The sequence below is a fragment of the Pseudomonas sp. M5A4_2d genome (genome assembly GCF_053345295.1).
On sequence record NZ_JBKEZW010000008.1, the window covers coordinates 54,514 to 78,581 of the forward strand.

Below are 24,068 nucleotides of genomic sequence, written 5' to 3' on the forward strand. Positions count from 1 at the left end.
ACCTCGAAAATAAAACGGGTCGTGATTAACTGGGCGGTCCCGGACTCGCTCGGGTAAACTGGCCGCCGCTTTTTACAAGATCAGACGCAGGGGTCAGATTATGCCGCTCACTCAAGAGCAGAAGAAACAGTACAAATCCATTGGCCACCATCTGAAACCAGTTCTGATTGTGGCAGACAACGGTTTGACTGAAGGTGTGTTAGCCGAACTTGAACGCGCATTGGGCGATCACGAACTGATCAAGATCAAGGTCAACATCCTTGACCGCGAAGCGCGTTTGGCCGCCATTGCAGAACTATGCAAGGTCGGCAAAGCGGATCTGGTTCAGGTCATCGGCAAGATGGCGCTGCTGTATCGCAAGAACTTCAGCGTCAACAAGCAACTGTCAAACGTACACCGCTTCAAATAGCTTTCAAATGACAACAAGGGTCACGGGCGTGCTTCGCGCGCCCTGCCACTCCATCCCGGCGCAGGCTGTATAACCAGCACCAGGCCGGAGAACCCTAGCACAAGATAGCTGAATAGCTGCCAGCGCAACGCTTCCGGCAGCCACACATGCACCACGCAAAACATTGCACATGCATACAGCGCCATCAACAGCAGTTGGCCGCGAATATCCCGCCACAAACTCCCCAAGCCTTCGGCCTTGATCAGCACCAGCACCTGGAGCGTCACGCACGCCGCCGCAAAACCTACCAGCAACGCACTGAGCAATCCATCGAGCTCATCGATCAGCAACGGCGCCAGGCCAATCAGGCCCAACACCGGCAGTACACCAATGTGCAATAGCCACAGGCCACCCACCCAAAGCATCTGGGCGAGCTGCCAAAGCATGGCGCCCGCACGAAGCGGGCGCCGCCTTTCAGACGTGACGAACTTCGACAATCTCGTACTCGATCACGCCACCAGGCGTCTTGACGGACACCACGTCACCCTCTTCCTTGGCAATCAAGGCACGCGCGAGTGGTGACCCGACGGAAATCTTGCCGAGTTTAAAGTCAGCCTCGTCCTCACCCACGATGTGGTAAACGACGCGCTCATCCGTCTCGACGTTGGCGATTTCGACGGTGGTGCCGAAAATCACTTTGCCGGTGTGCGGAATGGTCGTGACGTCGATGATCACCGCATTCTGCATACGACCTTCGATGTCACGGATCCGCGCCTCGACCATACCTTGCTGCTCACGAGCGGCATGGTATTCAGCGTTTTCCTTCAAGTCGCCCAGCTCGCGGGCCGTACCGATGTCCTGGCTCAGCTTTGGACGTACGACCTTGGTCAGGTGGGCGTGTTCCTCTTCCAGGGCCTTGGCGCCCTGGACGGTCATAGGGTATTTGATCATGCCTTCAATCCTGCGTGTAGATCCTGCAAGCGACGCACGGTCTTTTCAGGACCGAACTTGAGCGCTTCGCAGATAGCTTCGCCTGCAGCAATGGTGGTGGTGCAGTAGATCTTGTGCTGCAAGGCATTACGACGAATGGAGTAGGAATCCGCGATCGACTGGCGACCTTCGGTGGTGTTGATGATCAGCGTGACTTCGTCATTCTTGATCATGTCGACCACATGCGGACGGCCTTCCGTCACCTTGTTCACGCGACGCACTTTCAGGCCGGCAGCTTCGATCAGCTTGGCGGTCCCGGCGGTGGCCACGACTTCAAAGCCCAAGTTGATCAGATCACGGGCCACGCCTGCAACCAGCGGCTTGTCGTCGTCACGCACACTGATGAATGCAGTACCACCGGTCGGCAGCACTTCACTGGCACCCATCTGGGCCTTGGCGAATGCTTCACCGAAAGTGTCACCCACACCCATCACTTCACCGGTGGACTTCATCTCTGGGCCCAGGATCGGGTCCACACCAGGGAATTTGGCGAATGGGAACACCGCCTCTTTCACGCTGTAGAAGTTAGGAATGATTTCCTTGGTGAAGCCGATTTCCTTCAGGGTCTTACCCGCCATCACGCGGGCAGCGATCATGGCGAGGGACACACCGATGCACTTGGATACAAATGGCACGGTACGCGAAGCACGCGGGTTAACTTCGATGACGTAGATGTCTTCGCCTTGCAGCGCCAACTGAACGTTCATCAGGCCGACAACGCCCAGTTCCAGGGCCATTTTCTTGACCTGTTCACGCATCTCGTCCTGGATGTGCGCCGGCAGCGAGTACGGCGGCAGCGAGCATGCGGAGTCACCGGAGTGAACGCCCGCCTGCTCGATGTGCTGCATGATTGCGCCGATCACTACGTCGGTGCCATCGCAAACCGCATCCACGTCCATTTCGATGGCGCAGTTGAGGAAGTGGTCCAGCAGCACCGGGCTGTCGTTGGACACTTTCACCGCATCACGCAGGTAACGCTTGAGTTCTTCTTCTTCGTAAACGATTTCCATCGCACGGCCGCCCAATACGTAGGACGGACGCACCACCAGCGGGTAACCGATCTTGCTGGCTGCACGGATGGCTTCGTCTTCGCTGCGCACGGTAGCGTTAGGCGGCTGACGCAGGTTCAGGCGCTCAACCATTTGCTGGAAGCGCTCACGGTCTTCGGCACGGTCGATGGCGTCAGGGCTGGTGCCGATGATCGGCACACCGGCAGCTTCCAGAGCGCGAGCCAGTTTCAGCGGGGTTTGGCCGCCGTACTGGACGATCACGCCTTTTGGCTTCTCGACGCGGCAGATTTCCAGCACGTCTTCCAGCGTTACCGGCTCGAAGTACAGACGGTCGGAGGTGTCGTAGTCAGTGGAAACAGTTTCCGGATTGCAGTTGACCATGATGGTCTCGTACCCGTCTTCGCGCAGGGCGAGGGCGGCGTGTACGCAGCAATAGTCGAACTCGATGCCCTGACCGATACGGTTTGGACCGCCACCCAGGATAATGATCTTGTCACGCCCCGACGGCGCAGCCTCGCACTCTTCCTCATAGGTGGAGTACAGGTAGGCGGTGTCGGTTGCGAACTCGGCCGCGCAGGTGTCAACGCGCTTGTAGACCGGGAAGATGTCCAGCTTGTGGCGATGCGTGCGCAGGTTCTTCTCGGTCACACCCAGCAGCTTGGCCAAACGCTGGTCGGAGAAACCTTTGCGCTTGAGGCGGAACATCAGGTCGCGGTCGATAGAGGACAGACCGAGGGTCTTGACCTTCTCTTCTTCCTTGATCAGATCTTCGATCTGTACCAGGAACCACGGGTCGATCATGTTCATGCCGAAGATATCTTCGACGGTCATGCCGGCACGGAATGCGTCAGCGACGTACCAGATGCGCTCAGCGCCAGGTACGGTCAGCTCGCGCTTGAGCACGCTCATGCTTTCCGGATTGCTCAGGTCGAGCTTTTCGTCCAGGCCGCAAACGCCTACTTCCAGGCCACGCAGGGCTTTCTGCAGGGATTCCTGGAAGGTCCGGCCGATGGCCATGACTTCACCAACCGACTTCATCTGAGTGGTCAGCCGTGCGTCGGCTTTCGGGAATTTCTCGAATGCAAAGCGCGGCAGCTTGGTCACAACGTAGTCAATGGACGGCTCAAAGGACGCCGGTGTAGCGCCGCCAGTGATTTCGTTTTGCAGCTCGTCCAAGGTGTAACCGATCGCCAGCTTGGCAGCGATACGCGCAATCGGGAAGCCGGTAGCTTTCGATGCCAGCGCCGAAGAACGCGATACACGCGGGTTCATCTCGATCACAACCATACGACCGGTGTCCGGGCAGATACCGAACTGAACGTTGGAACCGCCGGTTTCAACGCCGATCTCACGCAATACCGCCAACGAGGCGTTACGCATGATCTGGTATTCCTTGTCCGTCAGGGTCTGTGCCGGAGCTACGGTGATCGAGTCACCCGTGTGCACGCCCATCGGGTCGAAGTTTTCGATGGAGCAGACGATGATGCAGTTGTCCTTCTTATCGCGGACAACCTCCATTTCGTACTCTTTCCAGCCGATCAGGGATTCGTCGATCAGCAGTTCTTTAGTCGGCGACAGGTCCAGGCCACGCGCGCAGATTTCTTCGAACTCTTCACGGTTGTAAGCAATACCGCCACCGGTGCCACCCATGGTGAAGGATGGACGAATGATGCACGGGAAGCCCAGCTTTTCGAGTACCGCGTTGGCCTCTTCCATGCTGTGGGCGATACCGGAACGCGGGCAGTCAAGGCCGATGGACTTCATGGCCTTGTCGAAACGCGAGCGGTCTTCAGCCTTGTCGATGGTGTCGGCATTCGCGCCGATCATCTCTACGCCGAACTTTTCCAGGACGCCCTCGCGCTCCAGGTCCAGGGCGCAGTTCAGTGCAGTCTGGCCGCCCATGGTTGGCAGCAGTGCATCTGGACGCTCTTTTTCGATGATCTTGGCAACGGTCTGCCACTTGATCGGCTCGATGTAGGTGGCGTCGGCCATGTCCGGGTCGGTCATGATGGTGGCCGGGTTGGAGTTCACCAGGATGACGCGGTAGCCCTCTTCGCGCAGGGCTTTACAGGCCTGGGCACCGGAGTAGTCGAATTCACAGGCCTGGCCGATCACGATCGGGCCAGCGCCGAGAATCAGGATGCTTTTTATGTCTGTACGTTTTGGCATGGGTTTGTCACTCAAATCCGCAGGTCAGTCGGCAAGCCGTCTTGAACACTCTTTGAAGAGCCTGCGGGGGCCACCGAGGTTCGGGGCCGCCCGCAAGCCAGTCCGTCAGCGTCGCTTGGCCATTTCATTGATGAAACGGTCGAACAGCGGCGCTACGTCGTTCGGGCCCGGGCTTGCTTCAGGGTGGCCCTGGAAGCTGAACGCGCTCTTGTCGGTGCGCTCGATGCCTTGGAGAGAGCCGTCGAACAGCGACTTGTGAATCGCACGGACATTGCCCGGCAAGGTCGCTTCATCCACCGCAAAGCCGTGGTTCTGGCTGGTGATCATTACAACGCCAGTGTCCAGGTCTTGCACAGGGTGGTTGGCACCGTGGTGGCCGTGACCCATTTTGAGGGTCTTGGCGCCGGAGGCCAGGGCCAGCAATTGGTGGCCGAGGCAGATACCGAACACCGGAATCTCGGTTTCCAGCACTTCCTTGATCGCCTTGATGGCGTAGTCGCAAGGCTCAGGGTCACCCGGGCCGTTGGACAGAAACACACCGTCCGGCTGCAGGGCCAGCACGTCGCTGGCCGGGGTTTGCGCCGGCACCACGGTTACGCGGCAACCGCGCTCGACCAGCATGCGCAGGATGTTGTACTTGATGCCGTAGTCGTAGGCGACTACGTGGTATTGCAGGTCAGCAGCAGCGATGGTCTCGTGGCTGTCGGTCTTCAAGTCCCAGACAGTGGAGCGCCACTCATACTGCTTTTTGGTGCTGACTTCTTTCGCCAGGTCCATGCCTTTCAGGCCAGGGAAGCCTTGCGCTGCAGCGATCGCCGCCGCTTCGGAAATATTGTCACCCGCCATGATGCAGCCGTTCTGCGAGCCTTTTTCACGCAAGATGCGTGTCAGGCGGCGCGTATCGATACCGGCGATCGCCACAACGTTATTGGCTTTCAGGTAATCGGACAGCGACATCGTGTTACGCCAGTTGCTCGCAACCAGTGGAAGGTCACGAATCACCAGACCGGCCGACCAGACACGATCAGACTCGACGTCTTCCGGTGTAGTACCGGTGTTGCCGATGTGCGGATAGGTCAGGGTAACGATCTGTTGGGCGTAGGAAGGATCGGTAAGGATTTCCTGATAGCCGGTCATGGCAGTGTTAAACACCACCTCTCCAACGGTTTGACCGTCGGCTCCAATGGCTTCGCCGCGAAAAATGCTGCCATCAGCAAGGGCGAGTATGGCTGGCTTAGTCAAGAAGACCTCCCGTAAATAAAGCCTGAAAGGGCGATCGCAGGTTGTAAAAAAGCGGAGTGACGTATGGACACGTCACCCCGCTTCTTCACTGAATTATTCTGCGCGCTTTTAGTGGACACACTAAAGCTGTAGCTTACAGAAAAAGGCTTTTTTGGTCCACCGCTAATGAGCCTTAAAGGCAGGGGAATGCGACAGGACGTCGCTTAGCGGTTAAAAACGGGGCCTCAGGATAATCCTGAGGCCCCGTTTTAGCTACTGATTAGTGCAGATCCAGCACATCGCGCATGTCATACAGACCAGGCTCGCGGCCTTCCAGCCAGAGCGCGGCACGTACCGCGCCCTTGGCAAACGTCATGCGACTGGACGCTTTGTGTGTAATCTCCAAGCGCTCGCCTTCGGTAGCGAACAGTACGGTGTGATCGCCAACCACATCGCCACCGCGAACGGTGGCAAAGCCAATGGTGTCACGCGCACGCGCACCGGTATGGCCTTCACGCCCGTAAACAGCAACTTTCGACAGGTCACGCCCCAGCGCATCGGCGATAGCCTCACCCATGCGCAGCGCGGTGCCAGACGGCGCATCGATCTTGTGGCGGTGATGCGTCTCGATAATCTCGATATCCGCATCCTCACCGAGCACACGAGCCGCCATATCGAGCAGCTTGAGCGACAGGTTCACACCGACACTGAAGTTGGCAGCGAAGACCACCGGGATATCTTTGCCCGCCTCGACCAACAACTGCTTCTGCTCGGCACTCAGGCCCGTAGTGCCGATTACCATGGCCTTACCCGCCTTGCGGCAGAACGCCAGGTTTTTCAGCATGACCTCGGGCAGAGTGAAGTCGATGAGCACGTCGAAATCGTCAGCTACCTTCTCCAGATTGCCCGACAACGAAACGCCAATGCGCCCTAACGAGGCCAGCTCACCGGCATCCGCACCCGTCAACGTGCTGCCGGGACGAACAATCGCCGCGGTCAACCCGCAAGCCGGTGAGCGCTGCTGCACCGCCTCGACCAGCGTCTTGCCCATGCGCCCGGCAGCGCCCATTACGGCTATACGTCGCATATTCACTTCCTTACAGGTCGCCGAAGAAGCGCTTCACGCCATCGAAAAAGCCCGTGGTTTTCGGCGAATGGGAGTCATCACCTTCCAACGAGCTGCGGAACTCTTCAAGCAATTCACGCTGACGACGGCCCAGATTAACCGGAGTCTCCACCGCTACACGGCACATCAGGTCACCAGCACCGCCACCGCGCACCGGCGCAACGCCTTTGCCACGGATACGGAACTGCTTGCCGGTCTGCGTCCCCTCAGGAATCTTGAGCTTGACTCGACCATCAAGCGTCGGGATCTCCAGCTCACCACCCAATGCAGCGTCGACAAAGCTGATCGGCACTTCGCAGAACAGGTGCTTGCCATCACGCTGGAAAATCGAGTGCTCGCGCACATTGATCACCACATACAGGTCGCCTGTAGGACCACCCTGAGTCCCCGCCTCGCCTTCGCCCGACAGACGAATGCGATCACCTGTGTCCACACCCGCCGGCACTTTCACCGAGAGGGTCTTGTACTCTTCGACACGGCCTTCGCCGTGGCAGGAATCGCACGGATCGGAAATGATCTTGCCCTGGCCATGGCAACGCGGGCAGGTCTGCTGCACCGAGAAGAAGCCCTGCTGCATACGCACCTGGCCGATACCGCCGCAGGTTGGGCAAGTGATCGGAGAGGAGCCTTTCTTGGCGCCCGAACCGTCGCATGGCTTGCAATTGACCAGCGTCGGCACACGGATATTGACGGTGGTGCCGCGTACGGCCTCCTCCAGATTCAGCTCCAGGGTGTAACGCAAGTCGCTGCCACGCTGGGCACCGCCGCGTTGGCCGCCACGGCCACCACCGAAGAAGTCGCTGAATACATCACCGAAAATATCGGAAAAGTTCTGACCACCAAAACCGGCACCGCCGCCACCCATGCTTGGGTCGACGCCGGCATGACCATACTGGTCGTAGGCCGCACGCTTGTTGGGATCAGACAGGCATTCGTAGGCCTCGTTGGCCTCTTTGAACATCTCTTCGGATTCTTTGCTATCCGGATTACGGTCCGGGTGGTGCTTCATCGCCAGGCGACGGTAAGCCTTTTTCAGGTCCGCCTCGCTGGAACCGCGCTCAACACCCAATACTTCGTAATAGTCACGCTTTGCCATAAGTCTTTGCACTCTTAAGGACGTTCGGCCAGACCCTCCTGAGCCTTGCCAAACTCGTTGAGCCCCAATACAGGCCCGGACCCAACTCACGTCAATTCAACGATCCTGGTCATTACTGCTTTTAGCCAGGGACCCGGCCAAAAACGCGGTGACTTTCGCCCGGGAAGCAGGAGCATTCCCAGTCACACCGCCAACATCCGACCCTTGTCGCATGTTGTAAAAATTCGCATACCCCAGACACGCCAACGCGGGAGCAAGCTCCCGCGCGGCGACATCCTACCAGTCACCGCTTGATAGCGGTCAACCGGGCGACCAACTTACTTGTGGTCTTTGACTTCTTCGAACTCGGCATCGACAACGTCGTCGTGCTTGGCTTCAGGCTCTGCGTGTTGAGCAGCACCTTCTGCCGGCTGGCCTTGTTCGGCGTACATTTTCTGAGCAACTGGCGCGGAGACCTTCGACAGCTCCTCAACCTTGGCTTCAATGGCAGCCTTGTCGTCGCCTTTAACAGCGGCTTCCAGGGCAACCAAAGCGGCTTCGATTGCAGTTTTCTCTTCGGCAGTCACTTTATCGCCAGCTTCAGCGATCATTTTGCGCGTCGAGTGAACCAATGCATCACCCTGGTTACGGGCACCGGCCAGCTCTTCAAACTTCTTGTCAGCCTCGGCATTGGTTTCAGCATCACGAATCATCTGTTGAATTTCTTCATCAGACAGACCGGAGTTGGCCTTGATGGTGATCTTCTGCTCTTTGCCAGTGGCCTTGTCTTTAGCACCTACGTGCAAGATGCCGTTGGCGTCGATGTCGAAGGTCACTTCAATTTGTGGCACGCCACGTGGTGCTGGTGGAATCTCAGCCAGGTCGAACTTGCCCAAGGACTTGTTCTGAGCGGCTTGCTTACGCTCACCTTGCAGTACGTGAATGGTCACGGCGCCCTGGTTGTCGTCGGCAGTCGAGAACACTTGCGATTTCTTGGTAGGAATCGTGGTGTTTTTCTCGATCAGCGCGGTCATCACGCCACCCATGGTTTCGATACCCAGGGTCAGCGGGCTGACGTCCAGCAGCAGCACGTCTTTCACGTCGCCGGCCAGTACCGCACCCTGGATAGCAGCACCCATGGCAACGGCTTCGTCCGGGTTCACGTCTTTACGTGCTTCTTTACCGAAGAACTCGGTGACCAGCTTCTGAACCAGTGGCATACGGGTCTGACCGCCTACCAGGATCACGTCGTTGATCGAACCAACGTCGATACCCGAGTCTTTCAGCGCGATGCGGCAAGGCTCGATGGTGCGTTGAACCAGGTCTTCAACCAGCGCTTCCAGCTTGGAGCGCGAGATCTTCACGTTCAAGTGCTTAGGACCGGTAGCGTCTGCAGTGATGTACGGCAGATTCACGTCGGTCGACTGAGCGGAAGACAACTCGATCTTGGCTTTCTCGGCAGCTTCTTTCAGGCGCTGCATCGCCAGCGGGTCACCCTTGAGGTTCATGCCGCTTTCTTTCTTGAATTCGTCAACGAGGTAGTCGATCAGACGAATGTCAAAGTCTTCACCACCCAGGAAAGTGTCACCGTTGGTGGCCAACACTTCGAACTGGTGCTCGCCGTCAACTTCAGCGATCTCGATCACGGAGACGTCAAACGTACCGCCACCCAGGTCGTAAACGATCACGGTGTGGTCGCCCTTGGCCTTGTCCATACCGTAAGCCAGAGCAGCTGCGGTCGGTTCGTTGATGATACGTTTAACGTCCAGACCCGCGATGCGGCCGGCGTCTTTGGTCGCCTGACGCTGGCTGTCGTTGAAGTAGGCCGGAACGGTAATCACCGCCTCAGTTACTGCTTCACCGAGGTAGTCTTCGGCGGTTTTCTTCATCTTTTTCAAGATTTCAGCCGAGATTTGCGGCGGCGACATTTTCTGGCCGTTTACTTCAACCCAGGCGTCACCGTTGTCAGCCTTGGCGATTTTGTAAGGGACCATCTTGATGTCTTTCTGTACGACTTCTTCGTCGAACTTACGACCGATCAGACGCTTCACCGCGTACAGGGTGTTGTGCGGATTGGTCACAGCCTGACGCTTGGCCGACTGACCGACGAGGATTTCACCGTCGTTGGCGTAAGCAATGATCGACGGCGTGGTACGCGCGCCTTCGGCGTTTTCGATAACTTTTGCAACGCCGTTTTCCAGCACGGAGACGCAGGAGTTGGTAGTCCCCAGGTCGATACCGATAATTTTGCCCATGATTTACTCTCCCGAAACATGAATTTGGTTGCCGCAGCAGTGGTGGCTAACTGCGGTAGCACTTAAACGCTTGACTTATAAATGGGGGCCTTGCGGCGGATTTCAAGCCTGCTCATCAATAGAAGGTGCAACAGGTGCAGGAGCCTTGCTCACCACCACCATTGCCGGGCGCAGCAAGCGACCGTTGAGCTGATAACCCTTCTGGAACACTTTCAATACGCTGTTCGGCTCAAGGTCATGGCTTTCCTGCATGGCCATAGCCTGGTGATGCTCTGCATTGAACGGCTCGCCGCCTTGCGGATCGATGGCCTCCAACTGATAACGCTTCAGGGTGTCCTGGAACATTTTCAGGGTCAGCTCGATCCCTTCGCGCATCGGGCGAATGTTTTCGTCGGCCGGGTTGGACAATTCAAGGCCACGTTCCAGGCTGTCGATAATCGGCAGCAGGTCATTGGCGAATTTTTCCAACGCGAATTTGTGAGCCTTTTCGACATCCTGCTCGGCGCGGCGGCGGACGTTCTGCAGATCGGCAGCAACACGCAAAGACTGATCCTGCGCAGCGGCCAATTGCTCTTCGAGCACTTGCACACGAGTTGCCAGTTCATCACCGGCAGCCGAATTGGCGTCTGGAGTTTGCGTATCCTGCGTCTGTTCGTCAGCCATAGATTTCTCCTTTCAAAATCATGCGCGAACTAAACTCGCGCTTCTGTTCCGGTATATGGGGCCACAATTTCCAGGTTCAAGGGCGCAGGCGCTTCCATAAGCCTTTCACTTGCGCCAGATCAATTTCTGAGCAGTCATTCCCAATTGCGCTAATAAAGTCATTCGATCAAGCAAATTGAGCTAAGCGCCAGGATTGTCAGCCCCAAACAAAACACTGTATAAATAACCAGACCTAACGCCTGGGAGCGGCCGTCATGCTCGTGCACCTGTCTGTACATAACTACGCCATCGTTGAACATCTGGATCTCGAACTGGATCGCGGGATGAGCGTAATCACAGGCGAAACCGGCGCCGGTAAATCGATCATGCTCGACGCCTTGGGCCTGACCCTTGGCGACCGTGCCGATAGCGGCGTGGTGCGCCCAGGCGCGGACAAGGCCGATATCCTGGCCACCTTTGACCTGGCAGACATTCCCGAAGCCGAAGCCTGGCTGGCCGAGCGCGACCTTAATAATGAAGGCCCATGCATCCTGCGCCGAGTCATCACCGCAGAAGGACGCTCACGCGGCTACATCAACGGCACGCCTTGCCCCCTTGGCGACTTGAAAGCCCTCGGCGAATTGCTGATCGATATCCACAGCCAGCATGAACACCAATCCCTGCTGAAAACCGACACCCATCGTCGTTTGCTCGATGAGTACGCCGGTGCCACCGATCTGGCCCGACAAGTACAACTTGCCGCCCAGCGCTGGAGACAGACGCGCCAGGAGCTGGAGCGGCTCTCCAACTCCGGCGACGAACAACGCGCTCGTCACCAGCTGCTCAGCTATCAGCTCGAAGAGCTCGAAAGCCTGGGCCTGGGCGAAACCGAGCTGGAGCAGTTGGAACAGGAACACAAGAACCTGACCAACGCCGAAACCCTGCTGGGTATCTGCCGGCAAGTGGTGGAGCAATGCAGCGAAAGCGATTCCGGCAACGTGCTCAATGCACTGACCGCCAGCCTCAATCGCCTGTCCAGCGTGAACAATGCATCCGGCTCGCTGAACGAAGCCACAACGTTACTGACCAGCGCACAGATCCAGGTTGAAGAAGCCGTGGGAGAACTCAACCGCTTTCTCGACCACTTCGATGCCGATCCAGCCCGCCTGCAGGAAATAGAGGAGCGCCTGGATACCATCTACACCCTGGCGCGCAAACATCGCATTCAGCCGACCGAAGTGGCGACGATGCAGCAAAAACTGCTGGATGAAATCGAAACCCTTAACGCCAACGACGAATCCATTGAGCGACTGGGCGATGAACTCGCCTCTTTCGCCCGACATTACCAAGAAAAGGCTCGCGAGCTGAGCGACCTGCGCCAGCAAGCAGCCACAAGCCTGGCCAGCGCCGTAGAGCAGGAAATTCAGCGCCTTGGCATGCCTGGCGGGCGGTTTACCATCGAACTGCGCACCAACACCAGCAATGAACTACAACCTCACGGCCTGGAACAGGTGGAACTGCTGGTGAGCGCCAACCCTGGGCAGCCGCTCAAGGCGCTGGCGAAAGTGGCGTCCGGTGGCGAACTGTCGCGGATCAGCCTGGCGATCCAGGTGATTACCGCCCAGACATCACGGGTACCCACGCTGGTATTCGATGAAGTGGACGTTGGTATTGGCGGGCCGACCGCAGAGATTGTTGGCCAATTGTTGCGCCGACTAGGGGATCGTGGCCAGGTACTGACGGTGACTCACTTACCGCAAGTGGCGGCTCAAGGGCATCAGCATTTGTTTGTGCATAAAGTAAGGGGCAGCGATGCGACGCACACGGCCGTGTCCAAGCTGAACAAGTCGGAACGCGTAGAAGAAGTGGCGCGGATGCTGGGCGGTATCGACCTGACCAAGGAGTCCCTGGCCCACGCGAAGAAAATGGTCGTGGCTACCAAGGCCTGAACCGAGCATTTTTCGCTCTCTTTTCTCTACTATAGAAAGCACGAAGGCGACCCTAGGGTCGCCTTCTATCGTTTCGCAGAGCAAATCTGCGTCGATTTTTACTTTTTCTTACGGATGTACAGCACCAGATTATGGTCCACCAAATCGAACCCATGCTGCTCAGCGATAGTGTGCTGGAGCTTCTCGATTTCCGGACTGGTGAACTCGATAACCTCATTGGTATCCAGGTCAACCATGTGGTCGTGATGACCGCCGTCAGCCAATTCGAACACTGCATGACCGCCGTCGAAATTATGACGAACCACCAGCCCTGCGGCTTCAAACTGGGTCAGCACACGGTAAACCGTGGCCAGGCCAACGTCCTCGTTAGACTCCATCAGCGCCTTGTAAACATCTTCGGCACTCATGTGGCGCTGCTCAGCAGAATCGAGCATTTGTAGAATCTTGACTCGTGGCAGAGTCACTTTAAGACCGGCTTTGCGTAGTTCGCTATTTTCAACCATGGTTAGCTTTCTCGCGGATGCTGCTTCGCAGCTTCTCTTAATACGGGTATGATCGGCGTTTACGTTGTCCCAGCCAAGATAGTGGAAGTCGCCCACCGATGCAAAACACCAAGCTCTTGCTAACCAGTTTCACCCTTGTGGGACTGCTCGCACTCGCCGGTTGTTCATTCCCCGGGGTTTACAAAATCGACATCCAGCAGGGCAATGTCGTCACGCAGGACATGATAGACCAGTTACGTCCGGGAATGACCCGACGGCAAGTACGGTTTATCATGGGCAACCCCCTGCTGACCGACACTTTTCATGCCGATCGCTGGGATTATCTCTACAGCATCCAGCCAGGTGGCGGTGAGCGCCAGCAGGAACGCGTCAGCGTCATCTTCAATGGCAATGACCAGCTTGTCAGCCTGTCCGGTGACTTCATGCCCGGTGTAAGCCGTGATGAAGCCTTGCTGGGCAAGGACAACGGCACCAATGTGACTGCGCCCGCGCAGGAAGCAGAGAAGCCGAAGTCCGAGGTACCGGCCAAGCCAGGCTCGTTGCTGGATCAGATCCAGAAGGACGTGGATGGCGTGCAAACCGTTCCGGTCCCGACGCCACAGCCTCTGGACACCGCCCCGCAATAATTTTGCGGCGCGCAACAAAAAGCCCGGCATGCCGGGCTTTTTGTTGCCTGTCGATTGGCAGTGTTATGAAGGTTGTTGCCTGGCCATCGCGGCCTTGGCCGCGCGCAGCCTGCGCACTTCCTTGGGGTCTGCCAGCAACGGCCGGTAAATCTCAATTCGATCACCCGACTGCACAGCACGCACATCCGCGTCCGCAACCACCTTGCCAAAAATCCCCAAAGGGCAATCAGCCAATACCAGCCCCGGAAATTGCCCTGCAATGCCCGATGCCTGCACCGCCACCCTCAGGCTTGTGCCCGCAGGCACCGTCACCGCCAACAAAACCTGGCGATCCTCGGAGGCATACACCACTTCAATCTCAACCATGCAGTTGCTTGGCCCGCTGACAGAATGCATCGACCAGCGTATTAGCTGCCTGGTTAAACAATGGCCCCAACGTCGCGCGCACAATTGGGCCCGCATAATCAAATGACAGGTCGAGGCTGATCTTGCAGGCCTTGTCGGTCAGTGCCTTGAACACCCACACCCCATGCAACTGGGTGAATGGCCCTTCCTGCAGATTCATTTCAATGGATTTCCCAGGCACCAGCACGTTGCGCGTAACAAAGTGCTGGCTAAGACCGCCCTTGGCCACCCCAACACTGGCAACCATGTGCTCATCACTGCCTTCCAGTACCTCGGCAGTGGAGCACCAAGGCAGGAATTCCGGGTAACGCGCAACGTCGTTGACCAGGTCATAGAGCGCCTGCGCCGGATAAGGCAGTAAGGCCGAACGTTGAATATGCGTCGTCATGTGAGCGTTATTTCCACTGCTGAAGCAAACATCGCGAAAGAACAGCCCGATCCGCGAGAGAAAAAAACCTAAGAACTGCCCGTATTGTCCGGGATTCGTCCAACACGCTCAAGCACGCAGGTTGACCGTAGCCTACACGCTCGCAACTCCCTATAATGCCGCCCCTATGGCTAAACAAAAGAAACACCCTACAGGGACCATCGCGCAAAATAAAAAGGCGCGACACGATTACTTCATCGAACATCGGTTCGAGGCTGGTCTGGTCCTGGCCGGCTGGGAAGTAAAGAGTCTGCGTGCCAGCAAGCTGCAACTGGTCGACAGCTACGTATTGCTCAAGGATGGCGAGGCATGGCTGCTGGGCAGTCATATCACCCCGCTGACAACCGCGAGCACCCACGTAATCGCCGACCCGGTGCGCACGCGCAAGCTATTGCTCAACGCGCGCGAACTGGAAAAGCTCGCTGCCGCCGTACAGCAGAAAGGCTATGCCTGCATCTGCCTGTCCTGGTACTGGAGCAAGCACCTGGTCAAGTGCGAGATCGCGCTCGGCAAGGGCAAAAAGGAATACGACAAGCGCGACACCGAGCGCGAACGCGACTCCAATCGTGAGCTGCACCGCGCCGTGCGCAACAAGGGCAAGGAAGAGTAATCCTTGTGACACTGTAGCCTCGGGTGACTCACCCCGGGCTACATGCCTTTACGCCGCTCCGCCCGCGCCACGCGCTGAACTTCCTGACGCACCTCTTCTAACACTTCCTGCACATACAACAGGTGACGCGTTGAGACTTCCCGCGCCTGCTCGGCACGCCCCTCGATAATTGCCAGGTACAAATCCCGGTGCTGACTGATCAGCATGTCACGGGTCTCCGTACGCTGCTGGTACATGCCGCCGATGTTGGTCACCACGTTCCGCTTGAGCAGATCAAACAGTCCGCGAATGGTGTGCAGCAACACCGCGTTATGACTGGCCTCAGCGATGGCCAAGTGAAACCGCGCATCCGCCGCGCCCTCTTCCACCCGGCTGACCTCATCCACACGCGTATAGCAATCCTGTAACGCTTCAAAAGCCGACGTCAGCCGCTCACGGTCGACCTCGGTAGCCCGCAACGCCGCGTAATAGGCACAGGACGCTTCTAGAGTCTGACGAAACTCGAGCAGATCACGCTGAGCCTCCGGGTTATTTTCCAAGAGGTGCAGCAGCGGATCACTGAAAGTAGACCCCAGAGAATCCGCGACATAGTTACCGCCACCCTGACGACTGACCAACAGCCCCTTGGCCGCCAGCTTCTGAATCGCCTCACGCAACGAAGGGCGCGACACGCCAAACTGCTCAGCCAAAGCGCGCTCGGCCGGCAAGCGCTCGCCCGACTTCAGCGTGCCCTCGAGGATCATGCCCTCAAGCTGCTCGACAATATCGTCAGACAAACGGCGCTGACGCACCTGATCAAACCCCATAACTCACTCTCCACAATCCCGACCACTCGCCGGGGCCTCTATTCTGGCCTATCGCCGCGCTTGCGGCACCTATCAGAACGCCTTCGATAGACCCGAGCAGGACACCTCGGCTACGTCGCTACGACCAAAGTTTCGTCAGCGGCAAATTGACACAGCCACGCCAACACTTTTACTCTAGCCAACAGCGGCTGTAAATTGGTCTTACCAATTATCCAAGCTGACTAAACAGTGCCTGACCAACAACAATTAGGGGCCACCCCACATGCAAACCTGGCAACAGCTCTACAGCCCGCTCGGCAGCCTCGGCCTGTCCGCACTGGCCGCCGTTATTCCGATCGTATTCTTCTTCCTCGCCCTGGCCGTGTTTCGCCTCAAAGGCCACGTCGCCGGGAGTATTACGCTGGCATTGTCGATCCTGGTGGCAATCTTCGCCTTCAAGATGCCGGTCGACATGGCGCTGGCCGCCGCCGGTTATGGTTTTGCCTACGGCCTGTGGCCCATCGCATGGATCATCGTCGCCGCCGTTTTCCTCTACAAACTGACCGTCAAGAGCGGCCAATTTGAAATCATCCGCAGCTCGGTCCTGTCGATCACCGACGACCAGCGCCTTCAGGTGCTGTTGATCGGTTTCTGCTTCGGCGCGTTCCTCGAAGGTGCGGCCGGTTTCGGCGCCCCCGTGGCGATTACCGCCGCACTGCTGGTCGGCCTGGGTTTCAACCCGCTGTATGCCGCCGGCTTGTGCCTGATCGCCAACACCGCGCCTGTAGCCTTTGGCGCGCTGGGCATTCCGATCATCGTCGCCGGCCAAGTAACCGGCATTGATTCCTTTAAAATCGGCGCCATGGCCGGCCGCCAACTGCCGTTGCTGTCGCTGTTTGTACCGTTCTGGCTGGTGTTCATGATGGACGGCCTGCGCGGCGTTCGCGAAACCTGGCCGGCGGCGCTGGTGGCAGGCTTGAGCTTTGCCGTCACCCAATATTTCACGTCCAACTTCATCGGCCCGGAGCTGCCGGATATCACCTCGGCCCTCGTCAGCCTGGTAGCCCTGACCCTGTTTTTGAAAGTCTGGCAACCCAAGCGTGCCGCGGGCGCACAGATTGCGGGGGCCACCTCCGGGGCTGCGGTCACCGCCAGCATCGGCGGCTTCGGTCAGCCGCGCCAAACGGTCGCTTCGCCCTACGGCCTGGGGCAAATATTCAAGGCCTGGTCGCCGTTCCTGATCCTGACCGTACTGGTCACCATTTGGACCCTCAAGCCATTCAAAGCGATGTTCGCTGCAGGTGGCGCGATGTACAGCTGGGTCTTCAACTTCGCGATCCCGCACCTGGATCAACTGGTCGTCAAGGTCGCCCCAATTGTCGCTAACCCGACGGCGATTCCCGCTGTGTTCAAGCTGGACCCGATCTCTGCAACGGGCACCGCGATTTTCTTCTCCGCGCTAATCTCGATGCTGGTGCTCAAGATCGATGTAAAAACTGGTCTGACCACTTTAAAAGAAACCTTCTACGAATTGCGCTGGCCCATCCTGTCCATCGGCATGGTGCTGGCCTTCGCCTTCGTCACTAACTACTCGGGCATGTCCTCGACCATGGCGCTTGTGCTGGCAGCCACGGGTGCAGCCTTCCCGTTCTTCTCGCCTTTCCTTGGCTGGCTGGGGGTTTTCCTGACAGGCTCCGACACTTCGTCCAACGCCCTGTTCAGCTCGCTGCAAGCCACCACCGCGCACCAGATTGGCGTTAATGATGTGCTGCTGGTCGCCGCCAATACCAGCGGCGGCGTGACCGGCAAAATGATCTCGCCGCAATCGATCGCCGTGGCGTGCGCCGCCACCGGCCTGGTAGGCAAGGAATCCGACCTGTTCCGCTTTACCCTCAAGCACAGCCTGTTTTTCGCCACCATCGTCGGGCTGATCACCCTGGCGCAGGCCTACTGGTTCACCGGTATGCTGGTGCACTGAGACCTGCACGCAATAGGGTAAGAATCGACGCCGGAACACGGTTCCGGCGTCTGCTATTTCTGGAGGACCGATGAGCCTGCCTGCTGCTTTTCTGAGCGACGCCGCACAACTGATCCCAAAAGATCGCCGCTTCGACGATCCACTTTCCACCCTCGCCTTCGGCACCGACGCCAGCTTTTACCGACTGATCCCACAGCTGGTGATTCGCGTGGAATCGGAAGAGGAAGTGGTGGCACTGCTGCAACTCGCCCGGCGTGACCGTGTCCCCGTGACCTTCCGTGCAGCGGGCACCAGCTTGTCCGGCCAAGCCATCAGCGACTCGGTGCTGATCGTGCTGGGTGACAATTGGAATGGCCGCGAGATTCGCGGGCAAGGCACGCAAATCCGCCTGCAACCCGGCGTGATCGGCGCGCAAGCCAATGCCTGGCTGGCACCGTTCGGGCGCAAGATCGGGCCGGACCCGGCGTCGATCAATGCCTGCAAAATTGGCGGCATTGTTGCCAACAATGCCAGCGGCATGTGCTGCGGCACCGCGCAAAACACCTATCACACCCTGGCAGGTATCCGCCTGGTACTGGCGGACGGCAGCCGTCTGGATACCGAAGATGCAGCCAGCGTTGCTGCATTTCGCGAACAGCACGGCGCACTGCTGGAGCGCCTGGCGAATCTGGGGCGCGAGACGCGGGCAAACGCTGCACTGGCTGCAAAAATCCGCCACAAATACCGTCTGAAAAACACCACAGGCCTGTCACTCAATGCTCTGGTGGATTTCGACGAGCCACTGGATATCCTCAGCCATCTGCTGGTGGGTTCCGAAGGCACCCTCGGTTTTATCAGCGCAGTGACTTACGACACCGTCATTGATCACCCGAACAAAGCATCGGCGCTGATTGTGTTCTCGGATGTCGAGACCTGCTGCAACGCGGTAACGGTGCTCAAAACTCAACCGGTGTCGGCCGTCGAGTTGCTGGACCGGCGCAGCATGCGCTCGGTACAGGACAAACCGGGCATGCCCGCTTTCGTACAGCAGCTATCGGAAAATGCCTGCGCACTGCTGATTGAATCCCGCGCCGCGTCGCCGGCGTTGCTGCATGAGCAACTGGGGCTGATCATGGCGTCCCTGGCTGCATTCCCTGTGGAAAAACAAGTCGACTTCACCGAAGACCCCGTAGAAAACGCCCGCCTGTGGGCTATCCGCAAAGACACCTTCCCGGCCGTTGGCGCGGTGCGTAAAACCGGCACCACGGTCATCATCGAAGACGTGACCTTCCCGGTCGAGCAACTGGCCATCGGCGTGAACCGCTTGATCGCGCTGTTCGACAAACATCACTACGATGAAGCCATCCTTTTCGGACATGCCCTGGAAGGCAATCTGCACTTTGTGTTCACCCAAGGCTTCAATAGCAGCGAAGAAGTCGCACGCTATCAAGCGTTCATGGACGACGTCGCACAACTGGTAGCCGTGGAGTTTGGCGGCTCGCTGAAAGCCGAACACGGCACCGGCCGCAACATGGCGCCGTTCGTTGAGCTGGAGTGGGGCAGCGATGCGTATCAGTTAATGTGGCAGCTCAAACGCCTGCTCGACCCGAACGGCATTCTCAACCCCGACGTGGTGCTCAGCGAAGACCCGCAAATCCACCTCAAGCACCTCAAACCCCTGCCCGCCGCCGACGAGCTTGTGGATAAGTGCATCGAATGTGGCTTCTGCGAGCCGGTGTGCCCATCGAAGGGCCTGACGTTGAGCCCACGCCAGCGCATTGTGATCTGGCGTGACATTCAGGCGAAGAAACGTGCGGGCGTCGATACCACCGAACTGGAAGCGGCCTATCACTATCAAGGCATCGACACCTGTGCCGCCACCGGGTTATGCGCCCAACGCTGCCCTGTAGGCATCAATACCGGCGACCTGGTGAAAAAACTCCGCGCACGCGATGCCGACCGTACGAAGACCGCCGATTGGCTCGCCAGCCATTTCGCCACGGCCATGCAAGGTGCGCGCTTCACCCTGCACGTCGCCAACGGTGCACGGATGCTCTTGGGCGCGCCACGCCTGGCCAAGCTGTCGGCCACACTGACCAGACTGTCCAAAGGGCAGATCCCGCAGTGGAGCAACGCCATGCCGCAGCCGGAAAAAGCCATTCGCTTCAGCCCGGCCGTGACAGACCCGCGCCCGCGCGTGGTCTACCTGGCGGCCTGTGTCTCACGCGCCATGGGCCCGGCAGCGGGTGATAAAGAGCAGATGTCGCTGTACGACAAAACCCGGGGTCTACTGGAAAAAGCCGGTTACCAAGTGGTCTTCCCCGACAACCAGGACAGCCTGTGCTGCGGCCAGCCCTTTGCCTCCAAAGGCTACGCCGAACAGGCCGAGCACAAGCGCCAGGAACTGATCGGTGCCCTGCTCCATGCCAGCCGCGGCGGCCTCGACCCGATCTATTGCGACACCAGCCCCTGCACCCTGAGGCTGGTACAAGACCTCGGCGAAACGCGCCTGGACCTCTACGACCCGGTGCGCTTTATCCGCACCCACCTGATGGACCGCCTCGACTTCACGCCTCAGGAAGCACCCATCGCCGTGCACGTCACCTGTAGCACTCAACACCTGGGCGAGAGCCAGGCATTGATTGATCTCGCGCGGCGCTGCGCCAAAACCGTGGTGATTCCGGAAGGCATCCACTGCTGCGGATTTGCCGGCGACAAAGGCTTCACCACGCCGGAACTCAACGCCCACTCACTGCGATCACTCAAGGACGCGGTGCAATATTGCAGCGAGGGCATCTCCACCAGCCGAACCTGCGAGATAGGCTTGAGCCAGCATGGCGGCATCGATTACCACGGGTTGGTGTATCTCGTGGACCGGGTCACCCAGGCCCGCGCACATTAAACCTGCAAAAAAACAGAACCCCTGCGCGCCGGCGTAGTCATCTGCATAGGCCTCGGCGAACGAGGCTCATCAGTGATGTCGCTGGCAGCCGTTGAACGCCAGCAGCGTCGAGCCCTTTTTCGCAAGGAGATACCCTATGAAGCGTTCCGCTCTTGCTGGTTTGTTCGTTACCGCTGCGATCATGGCCTCCCCTGTTTTCGCTGCAGGTGAGCCTGACCTGTGCAGAATCAATCTGGACAAAATCAACAACGGCAAAGCATTGCTAGCCACCGACACCAGCGGCAAAAGCGGCGAAATCGACACCGCCGTCTCCCAAGCCAAGGCAGCCCACGCAGCCGGTGATGACAAGAAGTGCATCGAGATCACGTCCAAAGCACTGCAAGATCTGCAGAACAGCGAAAAAGGCGGCCAATAAGCGCTTCACTCGGTCGCGGCCAACCTTCGGGTTGGCCTTCTGTGAGCGTTTGGCGTACACTGCACAGGCTTGTCACTCACTAAGAAACAACGAGTTACAAGCACGGGGCCGTTTAGGATTCGACGCCGGTCGCGAAACTTTAGGTGCATGCCGAGTTGGTAACAGAACTCGTAAATCCACTGTTGCAACTTCTTATAGTTGCCAATGACGAAAACTACGGCCAGGAATTCGCTCTCGCTGCGTAAGCAGCCTTAGCCCTGAGCTTCTGGTACCTTCGGGTCCAGCAATCACCAGGGGATGTCTGTAAACCCAAAGTGATTGTCATATAGAACAGAATCGCCGTGCAGTACGTTGTGGACGAAGCGGCTAAAACTTACACAACTCGCCCAAAGCACCCTGCCCTTCGGGTCGCTGAGGGTTAACTTAATAGAAACGGCTACGCATGTAGTACCGACAGCGGAGTACTGGCGGACGGGGGTTCAAATCCCCCCGGCTCCACCACTTCATCATCTAAAGACGTCCACGGACGTCTTTTTTTGTGCCTGAAACCCAGTAAACACGCGGCTTCCAGCGCTTTTGCGGTCCTCTGAGATTTTTTGAGTTCCAGCCATTCGGGTATTCCAAACGGTATTCCAGGCCAACCGGTGCTAATCTTTGGAATACCAAATCAGAGCCTGAGGAAAATCTCATGCCTGCTCAAACCCTCCGCCTCTCCGATCGGCAGCTCAAGGGAGTCAAACCCGCGTCCAAGGATTATGTCCTCACCGACGGTGACGGTTTGCAGCTCCGTGTACGCAGCAACGGCTCGTTGCTGTGGAATTTCAACTACCGCGAACCGGTGACCAAGAAGCGCATCAACATCGGCTTCGGGACCTACCCCGAACTGTCACTGGCGAACGCACGAAAGATGGCAGTCGATGCGCGCGAGCTGCTTGCACAGGGCATTGATCCGAAGGTGCAGCGCAATACGCTGAATGAAGCCAAGCGCGCAGAAACGGAACACACCTTCGAGAACGTGGCCACTGCCTGGTTCGAGCTCAAGAAAGACTCGGTCACCCCGGCCTACGCCGAGGACATCTGGCGGTCGCTTACATTGCATGTGTTCCCCGACCTGAGTACGACACCACTGGTGAAAATCACCGCGCCGATGGTGATTGGATTACTTCGCCCTATCGAAGCGAAAGGCAGCCTGGAGACGGTCAAGCGTCTTAGCCAGCGGCTAAACGAGATCATGACCTACGGCGTAAACTCCGGCCTGATCTTCGCCAACCCGCTCAGCGGGATCAGGGCGGTCTTCAAGAAGCCCAAGAAAGAGAACATGGCTGCGCTGCCGCCCGAAGAGCTCCCCGAGCTCATGCTGGAGATCGCGAACGCCAGTATCAAACGAACGACCCGCTGCCTGATCGAATGGCAGTTGCACACGATGACCCGCCCCGCCGAGGCGGCGACTACTCGCTGGGCAGACATCGACTTTGAAAGGCGTGTCTGGACTATCCCACCGGAGCGGATGAAGAAGCGCCGGGTTCACAGCATCCCGATGAGTGATCACGCTCTCGCACTGTTAGAATCACTCAAGTCTCACAGCGGCCATCGCGAATATGTCTTCCCGGCAGACAGAAATCCGCGCACCCACGCCAATAGTCAGACCGCCAACATGGCGTTGAAACGCATGGGGTTCCAGGATCGGTTGGTCAGCCACGGCATGCGCTCGATGGCCAGCACCATTTTGAATGAGCATGGCTGGGACCCGGAGCTCATTGAGGTCGCACTGGCGCATGTCGACAAGGACGAGGTGCGCAGCGCCTACAACCGAGCCGACTACATTGAGCGCCGTCGCCCGATGATGGCCTGGTGGAGTGAGTACATCCAGAAAGCCGCCACCGGCAGCCTGCTCGCCTCAGCGTACGGCCAAGTCAGAGACAAGACCGTGGTGCCGATTCGCTAGCGCTGTACAGGCGCAAGAACTGCAGAAACAACAACTGAACGTTCAAGATTCGGGGCAAGCAGCCTCGCTTATCCGCTTCTAAACGCGGGTCCATCCAAACAGGGCTGCAAAGCCGCCCTGTTTGGATGGACCTTACTTTGAAGAGCACAAAGCGACCACGTCGTCCAGGATTTACCACGGAATTCCACCGGTGGATAACCGTTCTTCAAGTCCAAAGTGGCGCTGATTTTCGAACCTTGACCGGGTGTATCCACAGGCGTAGAACTGGCTGTGCAAGCGCTGTCGATGACAGCAACCCAGGTGGCCCGAACCTTGAAGGTCACGCCGCTCTCGCGGTGGTTCTCCCCCCAAATGGCGATTAGCGTCCGGCAGCTCGCCCGGTCACCTCTCCGGTGATGGATGCCTACTTCAGATCATGGCCCTCGTGCGCCAGACAACACTTCCTACGTCGCTGCCCTGCAGCAACCTATCCGCTTGGCCGAATCTTGCGCCAACCTGCGCCCGTCTCTTTCTTCTGGGAAGAGACGGGCACTTCTACCACTGCTGCAGCCCTCATCGCACAAGGCTTTGCGGCATTCCTCCTCGTGACAATCGGCGTGACAAACGCCCATGTCACCAGCAACAGCGCTGTAGATGATGGTGCCGCAGGCCACGGAATGGACTGCACC

At 58.2% G+C, this 24,068-nt stretch carries 20 protein-coding genes and 1 other RNA gene; 9 read left to right on the forward strand and 12 right to left on the reverse strand.

Annotation, left to right across the window (positions count from 1 at the left end):
* Window positions 1–100 precede the first annotated feature (100 nt).
* Window positions 101–409 (forward strand): YhbY family RNA-binding protein, encoded by a 309-nt coding sequence (locus tag ACLBW8_RS19150; protein WP_017139256.1) that lies wholly within the window; start codon window positions 101–103, stop codon window positions 407–409.
* Between the two features lie 20 nt (window positions 410–429).
* On the opposite strand, the gene ACLBW8_RS19155 is transcribed toward ACLBW8_RS19150, so the two are convergent.
* From ACLBW8_RS19155 to grpE, 8 genes are all read right to left on the reverse strand, one after another.
* Complete coding sequence (locus ACLBW8_RS19155) at window positions 430–834, reverse strand: hypothetical protein (protein ID WP_064454177.1); 405 nt, start codon at window positions 832–834, stop codon at window positions 430–432.
* A 28-nt stretch (window positions 835–862) separates the two neighbouring features.
* Window positions 863–1,339, reverse strand: a complete 477-nt coding sequence (gene greA / locus ACLBW8_RS19160; RefSeq protein ID WP_064454178.1) for a transcription elongation factor GreA — start codon at window positions 1,337–1,339, stop codon at window positions 863–865.
* On the reverse strand, window positions 1,336–4,557 hold the full coding sequence (gene carB / locus ACLBW8_RS19165; protein WP_064454179.1) for a carbamoyl-phosphate synthase large subunit: 3,222 nt from the start codon (window positions 4,555–4,557) through the stop codon (window positions 1,336–1,338). Before carB ends, greA begins: the two co-directional genes overlap by 4 nt.
* Before the next feature lie 105 nt (window positions 4,558–4,662).
* Window positions 4,663–5,799, reverse strand: coding sequence for a glutamine-hydrolyzing carbamoyl-phosphate synthase small subunit (gene carA, locus ACLBW8_RS19170; protein ID WP_064454180.1), 1,137 nt, complete (start codon window positions 5,797–5,799; stop codon window positions 4,663–4,665).
* Window positions 5,800–6,058: 259 nt separating this feature from the next.
* Window positions 6,059–6,865, reverse strand: a complete 807-nt coding sequence (gene dapB / locus ACLBW8_RS19175) for a 4-hydroxy-tetrahydrodipicolinate reductase (protein WP_064454181.1) — start codon at window positions 6,863–6,865, stop codon at window positions 6,059–6,061.
* 10 nt (window positions 6,866–6,875) lie between these two features.
* Window positions 6,876–8,000 (reverse strand): molecular chaperone DnaJ, encoded by a 1,125-nt coding sequence (gene dnaJ, locus ACLBW8_RS19180; RefSeq protein ID WP_053258081.1) that lies wholly within the window; start codon window positions 7,998–8,000, stop codon window positions 6,876–6,878.
* Between the two features lie 317 nt (window positions 8,001–8,317).
* Entirely contained in the window at window positions 8,318–10,234 is a 1,917-nt protein-coding gene (gene dnaK, locus ACLBW8_RS19185; RefSeq protein WP_064454182.1) for a molecular chaperone DnaK, read from the reverse strand.
* A gap of 102 nt (window positions 10,235–10,336) precedes the next feature.
* Window positions 10,337–10,897, reverse strand: coding sequence for a nucleotide exchange factor GrpE (gene grpE / locus ACLBW8_RS19190; RefSeq protein WP_053258083.1), 561 nt, complete (start codon window positions 10,895–10,897; stop codon window positions 10,337–10,339).
* Window positions 10,898–11,151: 254 nt separating this feature from the next.
* Between grpE and recN the strand changes: the two genes are divergently transcribed.
* Window positions 11,152–12,825 (forward strand): DNA repair protein RecN, encoded by a 1,674-nt coding sequence (recN, locus tag ACLBW8_RS19195; RefSeq protein WP_064454184.1) that lies wholly within the window; start codon window positions 11,152–11,154, stop codon window positions 12,823–12,825.
* A 98-nt stretch (window positions 12,826–12,923) separates the two neighbouring features.
* On the opposite strand, the gene fur is transcribed toward recN, so the two are convergent.
* Complete coding sequence (gene fur, locus ACLBW8_RS19200) at window positions 12,924–13,328, reverse strand: ferric iron uptake transcriptional regulator (RefSeq protein WP_053258085.1); 405 nt, start codon at window positions 13,326–13,328, stop codon at window positions 12,924–12,926.
* 98 nt (window positions 13,329–13,426) lie between these two features.
* Between fur and ACLBW8_RS19205 the strand changes: the two genes are divergently transcribed.
* Window positions 13,427–13,954 (forward strand): outer membrane protein assembly factor BamE, encoded by a 528-nt coding sequence (locus ACLBW8_RS19205; RefSeq protein WP_053258086.1) that lies wholly within the window; start codon window positions 13,427–13,429, stop codon window positions 13,952–13,954.
* A gap of 63 nt (window positions 13,955–14,017) precedes the next feature.
* Here the strand turns inward: ACLBW8_RS19205 and ACLBW8_RS19210 are convergent, their stop codons facing one another.
* Window positions 14,018–14,320 (reverse strand): RnfH family protein, encoded by a 303-nt coding sequence (locus tag ACLBW8_RS19210; RefSeq protein ID WP_447806082.1) that lies wholly within the window; start codon window positions 14,318–14,320, stop codon window positions 14,018–14,020.
* Window positions 14,313–14,747: a type II toxin-antitoxin system RatA family toxin gene (locus ACLBW8_RS19215; protein WP_049711477.1), complete on the reverse strand. Its 435-nt coding sequence runs from the start codon at window positions 14,745–14,747 to the stop codon at window positions 14,313–14,315. Before ACLBW8_RS19215 ends, ACLBW8_RS19210 begins: the two co-directional genes overlap by 8 nt.
* 166 nt (window positions 14,748–14,913) lie before the next feature.
* On the opposite strand from ACLBW8_RS19215, the gene smpB reads away from it, so the two are divergent.
* The gene (gene smpB, locus ACLBW8_RS19220; RefSeq protein WP_003176160.1) at window positions 14,914–15,396 is read left to right on the forward strand and encodes an SsrA-binding protein SmpB; all 483 of its coding nucleotides are present in this window, start codon (window positions 14,914–14,916) and stop codon (window positions 15,394–15,396) included.
* 38 nt (window positions 15,397–15,434) lie between these two features.
* On the opposite strand, the gene ACLBW8_RS19225 is transcribed toward smpB, so the two are convergent.
* Window positions 15,435–16,202: a GntR family transcriptional regulator gene (locus ACLBW8_RS19225; RefSeq protein WP_053258089.1), complete on the reverse strand. Its 768-nt coding sequence runs from the start codon at window positions 16,200–16,202 to the stop codon at window positions 15,435–15,437.
* Window positions 16,203–16,464: 262 nt separating this feature from the next.
* On the opposite strand from ACLBW8_RS19225, the gene ACLBW8_RS19230 reads away from it, so the two are divergent.
* The 5 genes from ACLBW8_RS19230 to ACLBW8_RS19250 all read left to right on the forward strand — a co-directional run bounded on the left by ACLBW8_RS19230 (window position 16,465) and on the right by ACLBW8_RS19250 (window position 23,400).
* Entirely contained in the window at window positions 16,465–18,159 is a 1,695-nt protein-coding gene (locus ACLBW8_RS19230) for a lactate permease LctP family transporter (RefSeq protein WP_407017098.1), read from the forward strand.
* A gap of 70 nt (window positions 18,160–18,229) precedes the next feature.
* A complete protein-coding gene (locus ACLBW8_RS19235) occupies window positions 18,230–21,040 on the forward strand; it encodes an FAD-binding and (Fe-S)-binding domain-containing protein (RefSeq protein ID WP_447806083.1) in 2,811 nt (936 codons plus the stop codon).
* Between the two features lie 136 nt (window positions 21,041–21,176).
* Window positions 21,177–21,455: a hypothetical protein gene (locus ACLBW8_RS19240; RefSeq protein ID WP_262666291.1), complete on the forward strand. Its 279-nt coding sequence runs from the start codon at window positions 21,177–21,179 to the stop codon at window positions 21,453–21,455.
* Window positions 21,456–21,559: 104 nt separating this feature from the next.
* Window positions 21,560–21,956, forward strand: a transfer-messenger RNA (tmRNA) gene (ssrA, locus tag ACLBW8_RS19245).
* Between the two features lie 187 nt (window positions 21,957–22,143).
* Entirely contained in the window at window positions 22,144–23,400 is a 1,257-nt protein-coding gene (locus tag ACLBW8_RS19250) for an integrase domain-containing protein (RefSeq protein ID WP_447806084.1), read from the forward strand.
* Window positions 23,401–24,068: the final 668 nt, after the last annotated feature.